Here is a 17,824-nt window from a genome sequence, read left to right as displayed (position 1 = left end):
GGGTGGAGATGTCAGTCGGCGTTCATCGGTCGGCGTGCGTCAGTCGGCCCGGCGCCCGACGGCGTCGCGCAGGGCGTCGGCGAGCAGGTTGAGCGCCAGCACCGTCAGGACGATGCAGCCCCCGACCGGGTAGATCAGCCACCAGTAGTCGGCCGAGATGTAGGCGACGCCGCCGGCGAGCTGGCTGCCCCAGTCCTCGGTCGGGTACGTCAGCCCGAACCCGAGGAAGCCCAGCGCCGCCACGACCAGGATCGCGTCGGCGACCTGGAACGTGATGTTGACGATGATCACGCCGAGCGCGTTCGGGATCAGGTGGGTGAGGATGAGCCGCCGGCGCGAGGCGCCCATCACCCGCGCGGCCAGCACGAACTCCCGCACCCGCAGCGTCAGCACCTCGCCGCGCACCAGCCGGGCGGAGACCAGCCAGGAGAACCCGCCGATGACCAGGCTCAGCGACAGCGCGTCGGCGTGGAAGCGGGCCGACAGGATCAGCACGAAGAACAGGAACGGCACCGAGAGCATGACGTCGACCAGCCGCATGAGGAACCCGTCCACGACGCCGCCGGCCAGGCCGGCGACCGCGCCGTACAGGGTGCCGATCGCGGTGGCGAACAGGGCGGCGAGCAGGCCGATCTGCAGCGACAGGCGGCCGCCGGCCATCAGCCGGCCGAGCACGTCGAAGCCGTTGGCGTCCGTGCCGAGCGGATGACCGGGGCCGGGCGGCAGGGCCGCGTTGACCAGGTCCACGTCGATCTGGTTGGTGCGGTGCAGCAGCGGCCCGAGGAAGCAGAACCCGGCGATCAGCAGCAGGAGCAGGCCGCCGGTCAGGCCGAGCGGGCTGCGCCGCAGCCCGCGCAGCACCGAGCGCCGGTTGCGCGCCGGGACGGCCTCGGCCTCGGGCCCGGCCTGCACGTTCTGTGTGGTCATTTCGTCAGCTCGATTCGGCGGTCGGCGGCGGCGACCACGAGGTCGGCGACGAAGTTGCCGGCCACGGTCAGGACGCCCCCGACGAGGGTGTAGGCGAGCAGCACCGGATAGTCCTCGCGTTGCAGGCTGTTGAGGAACAGCAGGCCGAGGCCGGGATAGTTGAACAGCGACTCGACGATCAGGTTGCCCGCCAGGAGCGTGGGGATGAGCGTGCCGACCAGGGTGACCAGCGGCAGGCAGGCGTTGCGCAGCAGGTGGCGCAGCAGGATCAGCCGCTCGGGCAGCCCCTTGGCCCGCGCCACCCGGATGTAGTCCTGGCCGAGCTGGTCCAGGGCCGCCGAGCGCTGGTACTGCGCGAAGACCGCGACGCTCGCCGCGGCCAGCGTGATGACCGGCAGCGCCATCGCCCGCGGATCGGTGAGGACGACCCAGGGCGAGTGCGACTGGGACGCCTCGGCCGGGAAGATCGGCAGCGCCTGGCTGAAGACGGCGATGAGGATCAGCCCGAGCAGGAACGACGGCGTCGCGTACAGCACGTACGAGACCGCCGTGAGCAGCCGGTCGGCGACGCTGTTGCGCCGGACCGCCTGCAGCACGCCGAGCGGCACGGCGATCACCAGCGCCACCGCCAGGCCGGCTGCCGAGAGCATCGCGCTGCGGCCGGCGTTCTGCCCGAGCAGGGTGGCCACGTTCTCGTTCAGCTTGTACGACCTGCCCAGGTCTCCCCGGGCGAGCTGGCCCAGGTAGCCGACGTACTGGGCGAGGACCGGGCGGTCGTACCCGTGCTGCCGGTTGAAGTCGGCGACCGCCTCGGGCGAGGCGCGCTGCCCCAGGACCACCCGCCCCGGGCTGTCCGAGACGAGGTGCAGCAGCAGGAACACCACCGCGGAGATGCCGAGCAGGACGACGACCGAGATCGCCAGGCGCCGGACGACGTACCAGGTCATGACCGGGAGGCTCCCTTCAGCGGGGTGGCCGCGGGTTCGAGCGGCTGGAGCGGGTGGTGGCAGGCGACCTGGTGGCTGCCGGTGACCGGCCGCGGGAGGGGTTCGGCCTGGGCGCACAGGTCGTCGGCCAGGGCGCAGCGGGTGCGGAAGCGGCAGCCGCTGGGCGGGTCGATCGGGCTCGGCAGCTCGCCGCGTACGCGTTCGCCGCGCGGCTGCGGGGCCTGCGGGTCCGCGTCGGGGACGGCGGCCAGCAGGCCGGCGGTGTAGGGGTGGGCGGGGGCGCCGTACACCTCTTCGGTGGTGCCGGTCTCGACCAGTTTGCCCAGGTACATGACGCCGACCCGGTCGGCCAGGTACCGGACGACGGCGAGGTCGTGCGAGATCACCACGCTGCTGAGGCCGCGTTCGAGCTGGACGGCGCGCATGAGGTTGAGCACCTGGGAGCGGATGGACACGTCCAGGGCGCTGACCGGCTCGTCGGCGACCAGCACCGCCGGGTCCAGGGCCAGGGCGCGGGCCAGGTTCACCCGCTGCCGCTGCCCGCCGGACAGCTCGTGGGGGTAGCGCTCCATGACGCCCGCGGGAAGGCCGACGTCCCGCAGCAGCTCGCGGGCGCGGGCCGTGCGGTGGGCGCGGTCGCCCGCGCCCTGGATCGCCAGCGGCTCGCGCAGGATCGTGCCGATGCGCATGCGGGGGTCGAGGGCGGCGCCGGAGTCCTGGAACATCATCTGCAGCCGGCTCCGGCGCGGTCCGAGCGCCCGCGCGCCCATCCGGCTGACCGGCTCGCCGTCGAAGATCACCTCGCCGGAGGCGGGCCGGTCGAGGGCGACGAGCATCCTGCCCAGCGTGGACTTCCCGCACCCCGACTCGCCGACCAGCCCGAACGTCTCCCCCGCCGCCACCTCGAAGCTCACGCCGGAGACCGCCTTGAGGGTGCGGCGGGCGCCGAACAGGCCCCTGCCGCCGACCGGGTACTCGCGCCTGAGGTCGACGACGCGCAGCCGCGGCGCGGGCTCAGGGGACGCCGCGGGCTCCACCGGACGGGTGCGGAAGCGGCTGCGGACCCGGTCGGCCGGTCCGGTGGCCGGGTGGTGGCAGGCGTGGACGTGCCCGCCGTCCTCGGCCACGGGGGCCGGACGCTCCTCGCGGCACCGGTCGGTGGCGGCTTCGCAGCGCGGCGCGAACGGGCAGCCAGGGCCGGCCGCGGTCAGGTCGGGCGGCGCGCCGGGGATGCTGAACAGCCGCTCGTCCCGGTCGTGGGTGAGCGAGGGGATCGAGGCCAGCAGCGCGTGCGTGTAGCGGTGCCGGGTCCGGGCGAAGAGCACGGGGGTGGGGGCGGTCTCGGCCAGGCGGCCGGCGTACATGACGCCGACGCGGTCGGCGTGCCGGGCGATGACGCCCATGTCGTGGGTGATGAGGATCATCGACATGCCGAGCCGGGACCGCAGGCCGTCCAGGAGGTCGAGGATCTCGGCCTGGATGGTGACGTCGAGCGCGGTGGTGGGCTCGTCGGCGATGACCACCCGCGGCTCGCAGGCCAGCGCCATCGCGATCATCACGCGCTGCCGCATGCCGCCGGAGAGCTGGTGGGGGTAGTCGTCCATGCGCTCGGCCGGGCGGGGCAGGCCGACCAGGGCGAGCACCTCGGCGGCGCGTTCGCGGGCGGCCCGCCTGGAGGCGCCGTGGTGCAGCCGGACCGGCTCGGCGACCTGCTCGCCGATGCGCCGGGTCGGGTTCAGCGCCGTCAGCGAGTCCTGGAACACCATCGCGATCTCGTTGCCGCGCAGGGCCCGGTAGCGCGCGGCGGGCAGGCCGACCAGTTCCTGGCCGCCGAAGTCGATCGAGCCGCCGGTCACCCGGCCGCCGGCCGGCAGCATGCCCATGATCGCGAGACCGGTCATGGACTTGCCGGACCCGGTCTCGCCGACGATCCCCAGGGTCTCGCCGCGGTTCAGCACCAGACTGACGTCCGAGACCGGGCGGACGACCCTGTCGCCGCGCCGGATCTCGACCGACAGATCCCGGATCGCCAGCACGCGATCGCTCTCCAAATCCATCCGACGATAGTGGGACCCGCGTCCCCGGCGGTGTTCGTCGCGGACATCGAACGTTGGGGCGGGGGTTCGTCCGGGCGTACCAACTGATCAGCGAGGTGCGGCGGCGGTTCGGCGGGCATGGCGACGGCCCGCCCGGCGCTCGGCGCGGGCGGGCCGTTCTCGGCGGGGTCAGCCGGACGTGCGGCGGTCGGCGCGGCCGTCGTGCAGGTAGACGGCGCGGCCGGTCCCGTCGTCGCCGAGGAAGGCGATCGGGGCGTGCGCGCCGCGCTCGGGTTCGAGGGGGATGAGCACGTCGTCGCGCCAGGCGGCCAGCTCGGTGCGGTACGGCACCTCGTCCAGGTCGGCGGTGATGCCCACGGGCGTCCGGCTCAGCCACAGCCGTCCGGCGCCGTCCACGGTCACCTCCGTCTCGCAGGTGCTCGACGTGTAGGTGCCGGCGTACCGGGCGGCGTTCGCGGGCGGGACGGGGGCCGGGCCGGGCGCCGGGGGCGCGGGCAGCTCGACCCCGCCCAGCTCGTCCAGCACGCGGCCGGTGATCTCGGCGAACACGGGCCGCGTCCGGCCGCCGTTGGCGACGACGACCACGGCCACGTCGCGCTCCGGCGCCACGCGCAGGCACGCCGCCTGGCCGACGGTGCTGCCGTCGTGGCCGAAGACCGCGCCGCCGGGCCGGTCGAAGAGCTCCCAGCCCAGGCCCCAGGCCGTGCCCTGGTCGAAGTCGGGCAGCCTGACCTGCGGCCGCCGCATCTCCGCGACGCTCCGCGCGCTCAGCACGCGGGCGCCGTGCGGGCCGACGCCGCCGGCGAGGTGCATGCGGGCGAAGGCCAGCAGGCCACGCGGCGGCATCGCCAGCATCGAGCCGGCGGGGGCGTTCGAGCGGGCCAGCGCCCACACCGGGGTCGGCTCGTAGGGGCCGTCCGGGGTGCGCTGGACGTGGCCGACCGCCGTGCGGTGCACGATCGCCTCGTACGGGTCGCAGGCGGCGTGGGTCATGCCGAGCGGCGTGAGCAGGTGGTCGCGCAGGCACGCGTCGAACGGCTTGCCCCGCACGACCTCGATGATCCGGCCCAGCACGCAGTAGCCGGCGTTGTTGTAGGAGAACATCTCGCCGGGCTCGAACAGCTGCGGCACGTCGTGCAGGACGTCCAGGAACCGTTCGACGCAGTCGTCGCCCTTGCCGGTGTCGGTGAAGACGTCCCCTTCGAAGCCCGCGACGTGGCACATGAGCTGGCGCGGGGTGATCCGCCGGGCGGCCCGCTCGTCGCCGATCCGGAACCCAGGGAGGCGGTCGCGCACGGGCGCGTCGAGGTCGAGCAGGCCCTCGTCGGCCAGTTGCATGGCCAGCGTCGCGGTCAGCACCTTGGTGATCGAGCCGATCTGGAACAGGGAGCCGGGGGTCGCCTCGACGCCCGTCGCCGTGCTCAGCGTGCCGGCCGCGACCTCGATCGTCCGGCCGCCCGCGTGGACCGCCACGGCGGCCCCGGGCACCTGGTTCGCGGCGAGCAGTCCACCCAGCCGGTGACGCAGCCACGCATCGATCTCCTCCAGCTCCGGCACCGGTGTCCCCCCTGGTCGACTTCGCCCGACCCTAGAACCGGCGGGGACCGTCCGGTTCGTCCACCGCCACTATGACGGCCTCGCTTCTTCGTCGGAACGACCCAGACCGATGTGATCTATGACAGATATTTCAGTATTGCCTGACTGGCTGTCATATGCGATGTTCCGCTCACAAGCCGCATGAGCGCAGCTCATGTCACCCCCGGAGAAAGGCGTTTCCATGCGTCGAATCTCAACCCTGTTAGCCCTGGCCTCCGGCGTCTGCCTGGCAATGTCCGGCTGGGCCACCGCCGCCGAGGCCAACTCCCCGGCCGCCGCCGACCAGCAGCGCTACATCGTCCAGCTCTCTGGCGTGTCGCGGGCGCAGGTGGCGAACGAGGCGCAGCAGCAGGTCACGGCGCACAAGGGCGTACTGGTGGGAACCTACCGGTACGCCTTCAACGGCTACTCGGCCCTCCTCACCCCCGAGGAGGCCGCCAAGCTGAAGGGCGAGCCCGGTGTGCTCACCGTCGAGCCCGACCACGAGGTGCACGCCTTCGCGCAGACCGTACCGAGCGGCATCAAGCGCATCTTCGCCGACCAGAACATCAACCTCGACATCGACGGCACCGATGACGTCCGCGTCGACGTGGACGCGGCGGTCGTGGACACCGGCGTCGACCTCGACCACCCCGACCTGAACGTGGTGGCCAGCACCAACTGCACCAGCGGCGTCTGCTCGGGCACCGGCGACGACGACAACGGGCACGGCAGCCACGTGGCCGGCACGATCGGCGCCATCGACAACTCCGTCGGCGCGGTCGGCGTCGCCCCCGGCGCCCGCATCCACGCCGTCAAGGTGCTCAACTCGGCGGGCTCGGGCACGCTGGCCGGCATCGCCGCCGGTCTCGACTGGGTCGTGGCCAGGGCGAGCACCATCGAGGTCATCAACCTGAGCCTCGGCTGCCAGGGCTGCAGCAGCTCCGCGATCAGCAACGCGATCACGAACGCCACCAACGCGGGCATCGTCGTCGTCGTGGCCGCCGGCAACAGCTCTGCCGACGCCTCCGGCTTCTTCCCCGCCAACCACCCCGACGTCGTCACCGTCTCGGCCGTGACCGACTTCGACGGCCAGCCCGGCGGCCTGGCCGGCACGATCACCGTGCCGTGCCGCACCGACGGCGCGACCGACACCGACGACACCCTCGCCTGGTTCTCCAACTACGGCACCACGGTCGAGGTCGCCGCCCCCGGCACCTGCATCTACTCCACGTGGATGAACGGCGGCTACAACACCATCAGCGGCACCTCCATGGCCAGCCCGCACGTCGCGGGCGCCGCGGCCGTGCTGACCAGCGGCTCGAACAAGCCCACCACCCGGGCGGGGGCGCTGGCCGTACGGGACAAGCTCAAGGCCACGGGCAACCTCAACTGGACCGACGACGCCAGTGACGGGGTCAAGGAGCCCCTGCTCGACGTGCACGACGCCACGCAGTACCCGCCCACGACCGGCGGCAACCAGTCGCCGGTGGCGAGCTTCACCCAGTCGTGCGACAACACCACGCGGGCGTGCTCGTTCAACGGCTCCGGCTCCAGCGACCCGGACGGGACCATCGCCTCCTACGCGTGGACCTTCGGCGACGGCTCCACCGGCAGCGGCGCGACCGTGTCGCACACCTACGCCGCCGCGGGCACGTACACCGTGGCCCTCACCGTGACCGACAACGGCGGGGCCACGAACACCACCAGCAAGAGCATCACGGTCGGGACCACCCCCGGGAACTGCACCGGCTACCAGACGCCGTTCTCCGGCAACCTGACCAGCGGGCAGAACGTGTACTACCCGAACAGCTCCGGCTACACGGCCGCCGCCGGGACGCACCGGGCATGCCTCGACGGGCCCTCCGGCGTGGACTTCGACCTGTACCTGCAGAAGCAGGGCATCCTCGGCTGGACCACGGTGGCCAGCAGCGCGGGCAGCGGGCCTGACGAGTCGCTGACCTACAACGGCACGGCCGGCACCTACCGCATCCGCGTGTACGCGTACAGCGGGTCCGGCGCCTACACGGGCGGCTACACCAAGCCGTAACCACCCACCCCCGCGACCCCGTGCCCCACACGGGGTCGCTCCCCTTTCCGGCCTCCCACGCTCTTTCACACAGGGTCGCTCTCCGCTCCCGCGTTCTGTCACACGGGTCGCTCTCCACTCCCCGGCCTGTCGCGCTCTGCGGCCCGGCCCCATCCGCGTCCGGCCCGATGGCGGTACGCCGCGTCCGGGGCCCGCCAGGGCGGCGCACGAGACTGGCGCGCCGGGATCGTCAGGGTCGCGGGACCGCGTCCACCCTCGCCGTGAGCCTGGGTTCGAGCTCGGGGAAGGAGCCGTCGCCGAACAGGATCCGCGCTGCCAGCGCCCGGCCGGCACGGGTGCGCAGGACGGTCACCGCGGCCTCCGCGGCGACCGGCGACCGGATCCCCGCCAACAGCCGCCGCAACAACAACCGCCCCCGGAACCGGGCCCGCAACGAGGCCCCGTCGTACCGCTTCAGCACCTCCCGGTCACCGGTACGCAGATAGTCGGCGATCACCGCCGCGGCCAGCTCGGACATCCGCAGGCAAGGGTCCAGCCCACCGGCCGTCAGGGGCGACACCGCGCCCGCCGCGTCCCCGACCAGCAGCCCGTCCGGGCACGCCAGCCGCCGCAGCACGCCCCCGACCGGGATCGGGCCTCCCCGGCGCTCGACCGGCCCGGCGGGCGCCGCGCGACCGGGCGCGTCGGCGGCGAAGGCGTCCAGCAGACGGCGGACGCCGGCCCGCATCGCCCCCGGCTCCCCCGCGACACCCACGTGGGCGTGCCGCCCGTCGTCCACCACCCACCCGAGGTATCCCGGAGCCACCCGGGGATCCAGCACGCAGTGGAACGCCGGAACGCCCGACCCGGGCGCGACCGCATGGACGATCTCGGCGCCGACGAGAAAGCGCCGGTTGACGTCGAGACCGAGATCACGCGCCACCCGCGACCGCGCCCCATCCGCCCCCACGACAAACCTGACCCCCACCACCTCCACCCCCGCAACGCCGTCCACGCCGTCCGCGCCGTCCGCGCCGTCCGCGCCCTCGGCACCCTCTGCGCCGTCCCCGCTCTCAGCGCCGCTTGTGCGCTCCAGTCGTACGAGGCCCGATGAGCTGCCTACGTACCGGACGCCCAGCAGGACGCGGGCGCCGGCCGACTCCGCCGCGCGGCGGGCGTGCTCGTAGACGGCGGCCATGTCGGCCACCCGGAACTCGTCCCGGTCGCTGGTGAGCCGGATCGGCGAGCGCCGCGACGGCGGATACAGCAGGACGTCCCGGACACCGGGCCCGAGCAGGTGGCTGGGCAGGTCGAAGTCGTCGAGCGTGCGACGTACGAAGATCCCGGTGGTCCGCACGCCGGCCGACAACGACCTGCGGCGGTCGACGACCATGACGTTCAGCCCGCGCCGGGCGAGCAGCCGGGCCGTGCTCAACCCGGCCAGCCCCGCCCCCACCACCAGGACATCCACTGTCTGCATATTCCAGGACGTTAGGCCCGAACCCCGGCCCAAGGGCCGGTCTGCACGGCACCCGCTCCCAACCTTCACACCCCCACCACACCCCCGGCGGCACCTGCACTCAGGACCCGAGACCGACAGTAGGGCCGCACACCGCGCACAGCAGGCCAAGGCCACCAGCACCCCCCGCACAGCGGGCCAGGGCCGTCAGCACATCGCGCACAGCAGGCCAAGGCCGTCAACGCACCGCGCCCACGACCGCCTTGCCCTCGCGGGCCGCCGCCGCGTAGAACGGCGCCAGCGCCTCCAGCCCTTCGTACGCTCCGCCCGCGTGACCGGCGCCGAACCCCCACCCCTCCTCGCCCAGGCCCCGCGCGACCGCCGCCACCTGAGCGGGAGCCAGCACGAACGGCGGACCGTAGCCGACTTCGCACCCGGCCACGTCGTTAGCGCCGTCCTCGCCGGTGGCCGCCGCCAGCCAGGGGAAGCACCGCCTCCATCGCGCGGTGCCGTGCTCGGTCTCGGCCCGCCCCTCGGCGATGGCGGTGAGCGAGCGGTGGTCGTCCGCGAACACCTCCGTCTCCAGAGGGAGACCACCCGACCGGCCCTCCAGGACGGCCCCGATGAGGGCGGGGTCGGCCCGTACGGACTCCAGCAACGCGGCCTCGATCTTCGCGAGGCTCAACCTCATCGACATGATCAGGAATCGTACGCGGCGCCCGGCCCGTCCGGACGTTCCTGAAACGCGGCGAACCACCCCCGATCCACCACGATCACCTTGTCGCCCGCGTACCCGTCCAGGTCCGCGGCGTTCCAGCTCTCACCTGGCCTGATCCGGTGGAAGCGGAACGTCGCGCTGGTCTCGTTCGCGCTCACGACGCAGCGCACCGGGACGGGCGGGTGCAGGGCGCGGGCGAGCCGGCCCACCTCCAGGGCGAGCGCGACGCCGTGCAGCAGCAGCACGCGCTGGCCCTCGTCGCCGATCACGGGCACGTGGCCGACGGTGACGACCTGGACCGGGACGAAGTCCTCCAGGTGCAGGGAACTCCGGTCGCACTCCCAGCCGGTGAGGTCGTGGAAGGGCGCGGGGGCACGCTCGGCGCCGTCCGTCGAGGCGGCCCAGCCGAGCACCGCACCCCGCCGGACGAGCCCCTGGGCCACCCGTTCCCGCAGGCCGGGAGCGAGGCCGCCCGGCGGCGCCGGCAGGCCCGAGCCGCCCGGCATGCCGAGCAGGCCGGCCGCGGAATCGTTCATCGTCACGCGCAGCACGCCGTCCATGATCCCGCTCACGGCGCCCACGCGAGCGGCCGGGTGCCCGAAGGGCTGAGGGCCCGGTAGGGGCCGACGGCGGCCGAGGGCCCCAGGTCAGGGAGCCGGGGGCCGGGGGACCGAGGTCAGGGAAGCAGGTGGAGGAGTTCTGTCTCTTCGTCGGGGGTGAGGCCGGCGCGGGTCACCTCGTGGCCGGAGTCGCGCAGCCAGGCCAGCGTGTCGCGGGCCGTGTCGGCGACCGGGCGGATGCGCAGACCGGCGGCCAGCGTGGCGGAGGTGTCCCGGGCCATGAACCCGGCGTATTCCGGCAACGGCAACCACAGCGGCAGCGAACGCGGCCCGGCCCACGGCTCGACCTTGTGCCCGGTGAGGAACGCCTGACCCGCCCAGACGAGCTCCGGCGCCACCGCCAGCCCCTCGGCGATGCCCGCCAGCAGCTCGCCCCTGGTGAAGGGCATGGAGATGCCGTCGTAGGGGCCGGTCAGGCCGGCCTGCGCCGCGTCGAGCGTCCAGGCCGCGAGATCGCGTACGTCGACGAGCTGCACCAGATCGCCGGGCGAGCCGGGAGCCAGCACGCGGCCGCCGCGCGCCAGCCGCTCGACCCAGTAGGTGAACCGGTCGGACTGGTCCTCGGGGCCGACGATCAGCCCGGCCCGTACGTGCAGCGCGCCGTCGCCGAGGATCTGCTCGCACGCCACCTTGGCCGGCCCGTAGTTCGCTGGGTCGCTCTCGTCGGCGCCGGCGGGCAGCGGGTCGTGCAGGACCTGGCTGACCCGGGTCGCGTCGGAGTAGACGCTGCACGACGACACGAACGTGTAGTGACCGGCCCGGCCCGCCAGCTCGGTGACGGCACGCCGCACCTGGCTGGGCAGCCTGGCGACGTCGACGACCAGGTCGAACGCCCCCTTCAGCGGCGCGAGCCCGCCGTCTTCGGCCCGGTCGACCCGGACGAACTCCACGCCCGGGGGCGGCTGGCCGGCCACGCCGCGGGCCGCGCACACCACCTCGTGCCCGCGATCGCGGGCCTGCCGCGCGATCTCCCTGGACAGAAATCTCGTGCCGCCAAGAACAAGTGTCCGCATGCCTGCCGTCCTGGCCCACCCGGCCCGTCCGGACCCCCGCCCTTCACTTCCAGCGCAACACTCCCCCGGCGGCTGGGCGGCTGGGCCGCAAAGGGATGGATCACATCGAACGGTCATGTATCCACGTAGCGGCGGACATGCTCGTGTAGACGTACGCTTCCTGCCGCTGGCCGGCGCGGGCTTCTTCGGCAACCCGGCCGCCCGGACGGTTCTTCGCGCTCGGGTGCACCGGGCTGATCGTCACGGGCGCCGCCGCCGCGTGGCTGGGCGCTGCCCAGCCGCGGGCCCCCGGCTCTGGGAGCCCACGCGCGACCCGGCCCTCCAGGCCATGGGACGTGAGACCGCGGCCGCCCTGCTGGCCGGGGACTCCGCACGGGCGATCCGCGACCATGGCGCTCTGCGCGACCTGTGCGCGGTCACGGGCAGGCTGCCCTCCTGATCACTCCTCCTCCGCGGGCGGCAGCCGCAGGGCGATGACGGCGATGTCGTCGAGGCCGGTGCTGGGCAGGCCGCTGAGCACCTGGTCGCAGAAGCTGTCCAGCGGCTCGGCGGCCAGCGACTCCGCCACCCGGCGCAGCCGGCCGAGACCGAGGTCCAGGTGCTCGCCCGACCGTTCGATGAGCCCGTCGGTGTAGAGCAGCAGCGTGCTGCCCGGCGGCAGCGGCTCGGTCCAGGAGGCGCGGGTCTCGCCGTCGGAGAAGCCGAGCAGCGGGCTGACGGCTTCCTCCAGGAAACGTCCGTGGCCCTGGGCGGTGACCAGCAGGGGCGGCGGATGCCCGGCCACCGCGAACCGCAGCCGGTGGCCGCCGTTCTCCCCCTCGACGCGGGCGAACACGCACGTGGCCGTGACCTCGGAGGACAACGACTCCATCGCGATGTTGAGCCGGGTCAGGATCTCGCCGGGCGGTTCGCAGCGGTCCATCGCCAGCGCCCGGAGCATGTTGCGCAACTGGCTCATCAGGACGGCCGCCGACAGGTCGTGCCCCGCCACGTCGCCGATGACCAGCGCCGGGACGCCGTCGGGCAGGACGAAGGAGTCGTACCAGTCGCCGCCCACCTCGGCGGCGCTGGGGCTGGCCCGGTAGCGGGCCACGATCCGCAGGCCGGGCAGGCGCGGCGGCTCGGCGAGCAGGCTGTACTGCAGGGCCAGCGCGACCTGCTGGGTGCGCTGGAAGCGGATGGCCCGGCTCAGGGCGTCGTGGGCGTGGCCGAACATGTTGCCCAGCAGCGTGATGTCGGCCCGGTTGATCGCCGGACGGTCCCCGCACGTCACCACCCCGACCACGGCGGGCACCGCGCCGTCGACCACGACCGGCAGGACCAGCATGCTGTTGGCGCCGCTGGCGGCCAGCCACGCGCGGGTGCCGGCCGGCGCCAGGTCGGGCGGCGGGCACCCGGCGGGGAACGTCTGCAGCACGGGCCGCCGCCGGCGGACGACCGCCACGAAGGCGTTGCCGTCGTCGAGCTGCTCCTCGCTGTACGGCGACAGCGGCACCATGCCCTCGCCGACCGCGCTGGCCAGCCGCTCGACGACGAACGGCGCCTCGCCGCGCCGATCGCCGGTGAGGTCGGTGATGAGGTAGACGCTGCAGCCGTCGGCCAGCTCGGGCACGATGACGTCGGACAGCGCCCCGAGCATCTCCTCCAGGCTGCCGAGCTGGGCCGTGGCCGCCGCGGCGCGGTCGAGCAGGCGCTGCCGCCGCTGCTCCTGCCACTGCTCCTCGATGTCGCTGCACGACCCCACCCACTCCACGACCTCGCCGTGCTCGCAGATGGGCACGGCGCGCATCTCGAAGTGCCGGTAGGAGCCGTCGGCGGTGTGCAGCCGGTAGACGTGCTCCCAGGTCTCGGTGGCCCTGCTGACCGCCCGGGACCACGACCTGATCGTGTCCTGGCGGTCGTCGGGATGGACCATCTTCAGCCAGCCCTGGCCGCGGTGCCCCTCCCACGGCTGGCCGGTGACCCGCTCCCAGCTCGGGCTGGGCTCCTTGACGTAGCCGTCGCGGGTGGTCACCCAGACGATCTCCGCGCTGACCTTGATCAGGCTCTCGTAGCGGCGCAGGATGCGGCGGCGCTCCTCGGCCAGCGCCTCGATCCGGCGGGCCGCGGTGACCTGCTCGGTCACGTCCATCACCACTTCGAGCACGCCGTAGTCGCCCGGCCCGAAGACCACGCGCGACAGGCTGGAGGTGAAGACCCGCCGTTCCTCGCACTGCGGCCCGACGACGTACTCCGGCTCCGCCGTGGTGACGAACGGCTCGCCGGTGGCGTAGACGTGGTCGAACTGCGCGCGGAAGTGCACCTGGACGAACTCCGCGAACGCCTCCTCGATCGGCAGCCCGGTGCGGCTGTCGGCGAACAGGGAGCGGTAGGCGGCGTTGGTGTAGACCAGGCGATGGTCGGGGCCGCGCGCGACCGCCACGCCGACCGGCGCCGGTTCCAGCACCTCGAACGCCAGCCCGCTGCCCGCGGGCTCGCCCTCAGCCCCCATCGTGACCTCCCCCGACGGCCACAGCCTCCCTCCCCCCTACCCGCGCTCCCTCCGCCCCGAACGCGCGCCGCGGGGCCGGTCAGCCGCCGGCGCCCGGCGGGACCAGGCCCGACTGCTCCTCCAGGTAGGCGATCGCCCCGACGCCCTCCTCGGCGAAGAACACCAGCTCGGTGAGGGGCAACGGCAGGAAACCCTCCGCCTCCATGCGCTGGAACTGCTGCTTCAGCCCGTCGTAGAAGCCCGCGGTGTTCAGCAGCACGACCGGCTTGCTGTGCAGGCCGTGCTTGCGCAGCTCCAGGATCTCGGTGGCCTCGTCGAGCGTGCCGCTGCCGCCCACCATGATGACGAAGCCGTCGGCGCGGGACAGGAGCTGCGCCTTGCGCTCGGCCAGGTCGCGGGTGATCAGCATCTCGTCGGCGCCCGGCCGTGCCTTGTGCGCCAGGAACTCGACCGAGACGCCCACCAGGCGGCCGCCGGCCTGCTGCACGCCGTCGGCCATGACCTTCATCAGGCCGCTGTCGGAGCCGCCCCACACCAGGGTGTGCCCGCCCTTGCCGATGAGCTCGGCGAACTCGCGGGCGGGGCGGGTGTAGCGCTCGTCGAGGTCGGCGGCGGAGCAGAAGACGCAGATGTTCACGCCGCAACTGTAGGCGAACCTGCCCAGGCCAGGGCACCTGGGAAGGATCTGCCCAAGATCCGTCGAGCCCGGTGCCCGTCCGTCGCGGCAGGGGTACGTCCTGGTCCATGAAGAAAGCCATCAACGTCTGCTTCGGCGTGGACGTGGACGCCGTGGCGGGCTGGATCGGCTCGTACGGCGGCCAGGACTCGCCCAACGACATCCAGCGGGGCGTCTTCGCCGCCGAGGTCGGGACCCCGAGGCTGCTGCGCCTGTTCGCCCGCGAGGGGATCAGGACGAGCTGGTTCGTCCCCGGACATTCGGCGGAGTCGTTCCCCGACCAGATGCGGCGGATCGTCGAGGCCGGGCACGACGTCGGCGCGCACGGCTACATGCACGAGAACCCGGTCGCGATGTCCGCCCAGCAGGAGGAGGACGTCCTGGCGCGCAGCCTGGAGGTGCTGGACAAGGTGCTCGGCGTCCGGCCGCGGGGTTATGTGGCGCCGTGGTGGGAGATGTCCGCGCGGACCGTCGAGCTGCTGCTGCGCTACGGCTTCGGCTACGACCACTCGCAGTCCTACCGCGACTTCCAGCCCTTCTACGCCCGCAAGGGCGAGCAGTGGACGCACATCGACTACGAGCAGGCCGCCTCCACCTGGATGAAGCCGCTCGTGCCCGGCCAGGAGGTGGACCTGGTGGAGTTCTCGGCCAACTGGTACCTCGACGACCTGCCGCCGATGATGTTCATCAAGAGCTCGCCGAACAGCCACGGCTTCGTCAATCCGCGCGACCTCGAACAGCAGTGGCGCGACCAGTTCGACTGGGTCTACCGCGAGCTGGACTACGCGGTCTTCCCCGTCACGCTGCATCCCGACGTCAGCGGGCGTCCCCAGGTGCTGCTGATGCTGGAGCGGCTCATCGCGTACATGCGCGGGCACAAGGGGGTCACGTTCATGTCGATGGCCGAGGCCGAGATCGACTTCCGCGCCCGCTTCCCCTTCGACGGGCGGGCGCGCCCGGCCGACATGCACTGAGCCGTCCCCGGCCAGGGGCCGGGGACGGCTCGGGCCCCCGTCTATGCCAGGGGCGGCACGACGGCCCAGCTCACGTCCGCCGCCCAGGAGGCGGTGTTGTCGAAGGCGTGCGAGCCGCCGTTGCTCGCGATGTAGACGGTGTTGTCGTAGTGGCGCAGGAACCGGTCGGGGAAGTTCGCGGCGGCGAACGACGTGCCCTGGCCGCTCCTGCCGGCCTGCGGGCAGAAGGTGGCGTCGGCGGCGAACAGCGCGCTGCCGTCGTCGTGCTGCCGGTAGAGCTGGTAGTTACGGTGCCGCAGGTAGTCACCGGGGTAGTTCCGCGACTCGAACGACACGCACGAGCCGCCGGCCAGCCCGCTGCGGACGATCCACGTGGCGTCGCTCCTGTCCAGCGACGAGCTGCCGGAACCGATCACCGATGTGACGACCTGGTCGTTCTGGTGGCGCAGGTAGCGGGTGGTGCAGCAGGCCGTTGTCGCACGCAGCGAGACGGACGCGCCGGGGGTGAGCGTCCCGTCCGCGCCGCCGCCCGTGGTGGTGTAGCCGGCGGCGACGATGTTCGCCTGCACGGCGTTCTCCGTGGCGTTCGAGGGGTAGCCCGCGGTCATCACGCCCTCGTAGAAGGTGCCCGCGGAGCCGTTGCTGTTGTCGCCGCCGATCCCCAGGATGATCGCGCCCTCCTTCTTCATGGGGTTGTAGCCCGGGGCGTTGGGACGGGGACCGTCGTAGTAGGTGGACAGGCCGCCGGACTGGGCGTTGCCGGCGCGGATCGCCCAGTGGTTCGGCTCGCCCTTGACGACGGCGGTCAGGTAGCGGTGGCTGACGCTGGGGTCGCCCGGGTTGTAGCCCGGGTTCACGCCGGAGAACAGGCCGTTCTCCAGGTCGGCCATGACCCAGGGGCCGTTGCCGGCGCCGTAGCCCCAGACCTTGATGTCGCCGAAGTAGATGGCCTCCATGGTGCCGTTGCCGTTGTCGCGGCTGTTGGTCTCGGCGTTGCCGTAGTCGAAGCAGCAGCCGCCGTTGTGGTGGGTGCCGTCGAAGACGGCGTACATGCCTTCGGGCTGGTCGCCCTTGGCGATGCCGTTGGTGGAGTTGTCGCGGTAGCCGGTGCCGGGGGTGACGCGCACGCCGTACGCCTTGTGGCCGTTGACCATGGTCGGGGCCGCGGTCGCGATCGCCAGGTTGTCGTACCCGCCGGGCGCCGGGCCGGGGAAGCCGCCGGGGGGCGCCTGGGTGAGGTGGTTGCCCCGTCCGGACTGGTCGTAGAGCACCGTGATGAGGCAGGTCGTGCCGGCGCAGAACGTGTCCTGGGCGGCGGCGTCGGCGTAACCGCCCGCGGCGAGCAGGCCGACGTCGCGGGTGGCGTTGTCGGAGGAGCGGCGGACCTGATAGAGCGGGCCGTTGTAGGCGGCGTACAGGGCGCGGGTCGTGCTGTGGGCCGCCACGCAGGGGGTGCCGCCGGCGGCGTAGATGTCGCACGCCTGCTGGGCGGCGGCCCGCGCCGCCGAGGGGGCGCCGGCGAGCAGCCCGGCGACGAGCACGACGGCGGCTCCCGCCTTTTCGAGAATGCTTGATGCGGACCGGGACCTCATCACTCGACCTCCGCTTCTCCAGGAAATTCCAGGCACGGGAACGCGCACTCACGCGCACGCCACAAATGCCCTCCGACCTGCCGCGTCACCGGGATTGTCGCGGCGATGTTATCGCTAACATAATTAGCGGCGAGAACCTCCGGACAGGGATAAGAGACTTGACCGGCCCACTATGAAACGAAATCCCGCAACCCGTCAAGCTCTGCTCTGCCCGTGTTCAGCGGCACCCGCTCACGCCGTTTCACCCAGCCGCACCACGACGAGCGCTCCGGACGTCCGCCTGCATCCGGTAGGCGTGCCGGCGTTCCACAGCGAGCCGACGGTGAGTGACGTGCCCGCCCGCGCTGGTCGGGGAGCACTACGGGTGAGCGAGGCCGGCAGGGCTCGCTCACTCGTGGGGCCTCTGCCGTGACCGGAATGCCCGCCCACACGTCGCGACAGGTACCGCCTTCCTGCGGCACCTGGCCCAAGCCCCACGGGAGACGGCCCGGCCGGCGCCGGCCGAGACGTCTCCCGTCAGCCGACGTCCCCGTCGCGAGGTGTGACGTCACTCTCGCCGGCACCGGAGGAGTGTCGCCACTCAAGGGCGGTGAGCACACTCCCGACGACTGCCAGAACGGATCCGCCGATCAGGAGCGGGACCGCCCAGGACTTCGGGTCGGACAGCATGGTGGCGACGATGAGGGTGGCGGCGCTCCAGAAGGAGAACGCGGACGCCATCACCACCACCCTGCGAAGCATTCGTA

The 17,824-nt window shown here is 72.9% G+C and carries 14 protein-coding genes; 2 read left to right on the top strand and 12 right to left on the bottom strand.

From position 1 onward, the window contains the following. Positions 1–39 precede the first annotated feature (39 nt). From AB0J76_RS14380 to AB0J76_RS14365, 4 genes are all read right to left on the bottom strand, one after another. Positions 40–927: an ABC transporter permease gene (locus AB0J76_RS14380; RefSeq protein ID WP_352326316.1), complete on the bottom strand. Its 888-nt coding sequence runs from the start codon at positions 925–927 to the stop codon at positions 40–42. Further along, the gene (locus AB0J76_RS14375) at positions 924–1,874 is read right to left on the bottom strand and encodes an ABC transporter permease (protein WP_352326318.1); all 951 of its coding nucleotides are present in this window, start codon (positions 1,872–1,874) and stop codon (positions 924–926) included. The genes AB0J76_RS14380 and AB0J76_RS14375 overlap by 4 nt, the downstream gene beginning before the upstream one ends. Next, a complete protein-coding gene (locus AB0J76_RS14370; RefSeq protein ID WP_364389607.1) occupies positions 1,871–3,931 on the bottom strand; it encodes an ABC transporter ATP-binding protein in 2,061 nt (686 codons plus the stop codon). Before AB0J76_RS14370 ends, AB0J76_RS14375 begins: the two co-directional genes overlap by 4 nt. A 168-nt stretch (positions 3,932–4,099) precedes the next feature. Then, positions 4,100–5,488: a serine hydrolase domain-containing protein gene (locus AB0J76_RS14365; protein ID WP_352330026.1), complete on the bottom strand. Its 1,389-nt coding sequence runs from the start codon at positions 5,486–5,488 to the stop codon at positions 4,100–4,102. Positions 5,489–5,708: 220 nt separating this feature from the next. Here AB0J76_RS14365 and AB0J76_RS14360 point away from each other — a divergent pair, with 220 nt between their 5' ends. Further along, on the top strand, positions 5,709–7,556 hold the full coding sequence (locus tag AB0J76_RS14360; RefSeq protein ID WP_352330025.1) for a S8 family serine peptidase: 1,848 nt from the start codon (positions 5,709–5,711) through the stop codon (positions 7,554–7,556). A gap of 229 nt (positions 7,557–7,785) precedes the next feature. On the opposite strand, the gene AB0J76_RS14355 is transcribed toward AB0J76_RS14360, so the two are convergent. The 6 genes from AB0J76_RS14355 to AB0J76_RS14330 form a co-directional block, all read right to left on the bottom strand. After that, positions 7,786–9,015 carry an NAD(P)/FAD-dependent oxidoreductase gene (locus AB0J76_RS14355; protein ID WP_352328912.1) on the bottom strand — a complete coding sequence of 410 codons (1,230 nt, stop codon included), beginning with the start codon at positions 9,013–9,015 and terminating at the stop codon, positions 7,786–7,788. 217 nt (positions 9,016–9,232) lie between these two features. After that, entirely contained in the window at positions 9,233–9,691 is a 459-nt protein-coding gene (locus AB0J76_RS14350; RefSeq protein WP_352328910.1) for a hypothetical protein, read from the bottom strand. A 2-nt stretch (positions 9,692–9,693) separates the two neighbouring features. Beyond that, complete coding sequence (locus AB0J76_RS14345; RefSeq protein ID WP_352328909.1) at positions 9,694–10,284, bottom strand: hypothetical protein; 591 nt, start codon at positions 10,282–10,284, stop codon at positions 9,694–9,696. A gap of 104 nt (positions 10,285–10,388) precedes the next feature. After that, complete coding sequence (locus AB0J76_RS14340) at positions 10,389–11,345, bottom strand: NAD-dependent epimerase/dehydratase family protein (protein WP_352328907.1); 957 nt, start codon at positions 11,343–11,345, stop codon at positions 10,389–10,391. Between the two features lie 439 nt (positions 11,346–11,784). After that, the gene (locus AB0J76_RS14335; RefSeq protein ID WP_352328906.1) at positions 11,785–13,836 is read right to left on the bottom strand and encodes a SpoIIE family protein phosphatase; all 2,052 of its coding nucleotides are present in this window, start codon (positions 13,834–13,836) and stop codon (positions 11,785–11,787) included. Positions 13,837–13,915: 79 nt separating this feature from the next. Next, positions 13,916–14,473, bottom strand: coding sequence for a TIGR00730 family Rossman fold protein (locus AB0J76_RS14330; RefSeq protein WP_352328904.1), 558 nt, complete (start codon positions 14,471–14,473; stop codon positions 13,916–13,918). A gap of 107 nt (positions 14,474–14,580) precedes the next feature. Between AB0J76_RS14330 and AB0J76_RS14325 the strand changes: the two genes are divergently transcribed. Further along, entirely contained in the window at positions 14,581–15,486 is a 906-nt protein-coding gene (locus AB0J76_RS14325; RefSeq protein ID WP_364389603.1) for a polysaccharide deacetylase, read from the top strand. A gap of 41 nt (positions 15,487–15,527) precedes the next feature. On the opposite strand, the gene AB0J76_RS14320 is transcribed toward AB0J76_RS14325, so the two are convergent. Both AB0J76_RS14320 and AB0J76_RS14315 read right to left on the bottom strand, forming a co-directional pair. Further along, complete coding sequence (locus tag AB0J76_RS14320; protein WP_352326265.1) at positions 15,528–17,027, bottom strand: alpha-L-arabinofuranosidase B; 1,500 nt, start codon at positions 17,025–17,027, stop codon at positions 15,528–15,530. A gap of 567 nt (positions 17,028–17,594) precedes the next feature. After that, entirely contained in the window at positions 17,595–17,798 is a 204-nt protein-coding gene (locus AB0J76_RS14315) for a hypothetical protein (RefSeq protein ID WP_352326264.1), read from the bottom strand. Positions 17,799–17,824 lie beyond the last annotated feature (26 nt).

The sequence above is a fragment of the Nonomuraea sp. NPDC049624 genome, assembly GCF_040675255.1.
In the GTDB taxonomy this organism is placed as follows: Bacteria; Actinomycetota; Actinomycetes; order Streptosporangiales; family Streptosporangiaceae; genus Nonomuraea.
Note: the sequence above shows the minus strand (reverse complement) of the source record. Positions and strands in the feature narration are given on the sequence as shown.

Coding starts and splice junctions, on each gene's coding strand:
- AB0J76_RS14380 (WP_352326316.1), bottom strand. CDS start 927: ATGACCACACAGAACGTGCAGGCCGGGCCCGAGGCCGAGGCCGTCCCG.
- AB0J76_RS14375 (WP_352326318.1), bottom strand. CDS start 1,874: ATGACCTGGTACGTCGTCCGGCGCCTGGCGATCTCGGTCGTCGTCCTG.
- AB0J76_RS14370 (WP_364389607.1), bottom strand. CDS start 3,931: ATGGATTTGGAGAGCGATCGCGTGCTGGCGATCCGGGATCTGTCGGTC.
- AB0J76_RS14360 (WP_352330025.1), top strand. CDS start 5,709: ATGCGTCGAATCTCAACCCTGTTAGCCCTGGCCTCCGGCGTCTGCCTG.
- AB0J76_RS14355 (WP_352328912.1), bottom strand. CDS start 9,015: ATGCAGACAGTGGATGTCCTGGTGGTGGGGGCGGGGCTGGCCGGGTTG.
- AB0J76_RS14350 (WP_352328910.1), bottom strand. CDS start 9,691: ATGTCGATGAGGTTGAGCCTCGCGAAGATCGAGGCCGCGTTGCTGGAG.
- AB0J76_RS14340 (WP_352328907.1), bottom strand. CDS start 11,345: ATGCGGACACTTGTTCTTGGCGGCACGAGATTTCTGTCCAGGGAGATC.
- AB0J76_RS14335 (WP_352328906.1), bottom strand. CDS start 13,836: ATGGGGGCTGAGGGCGAGCCCGCGGGCAGCGGGCTGGCGTTCGAGGTG.
- AB0J76_RS14325 (WP_364389603.1), top strand. CDS start 14,581: ATGAAGAAAGCCATCAACGTCTGCTTCGGCGTGGACGTGGACGCCGTG.
- AB0J76_RS14315 (WP_352326264.1), bottom strand. CDS start 17,798: ATGGCGTCCGCGTTCTCCTTCTGGAGCGCCGCCACCCTCATCGTCGCC.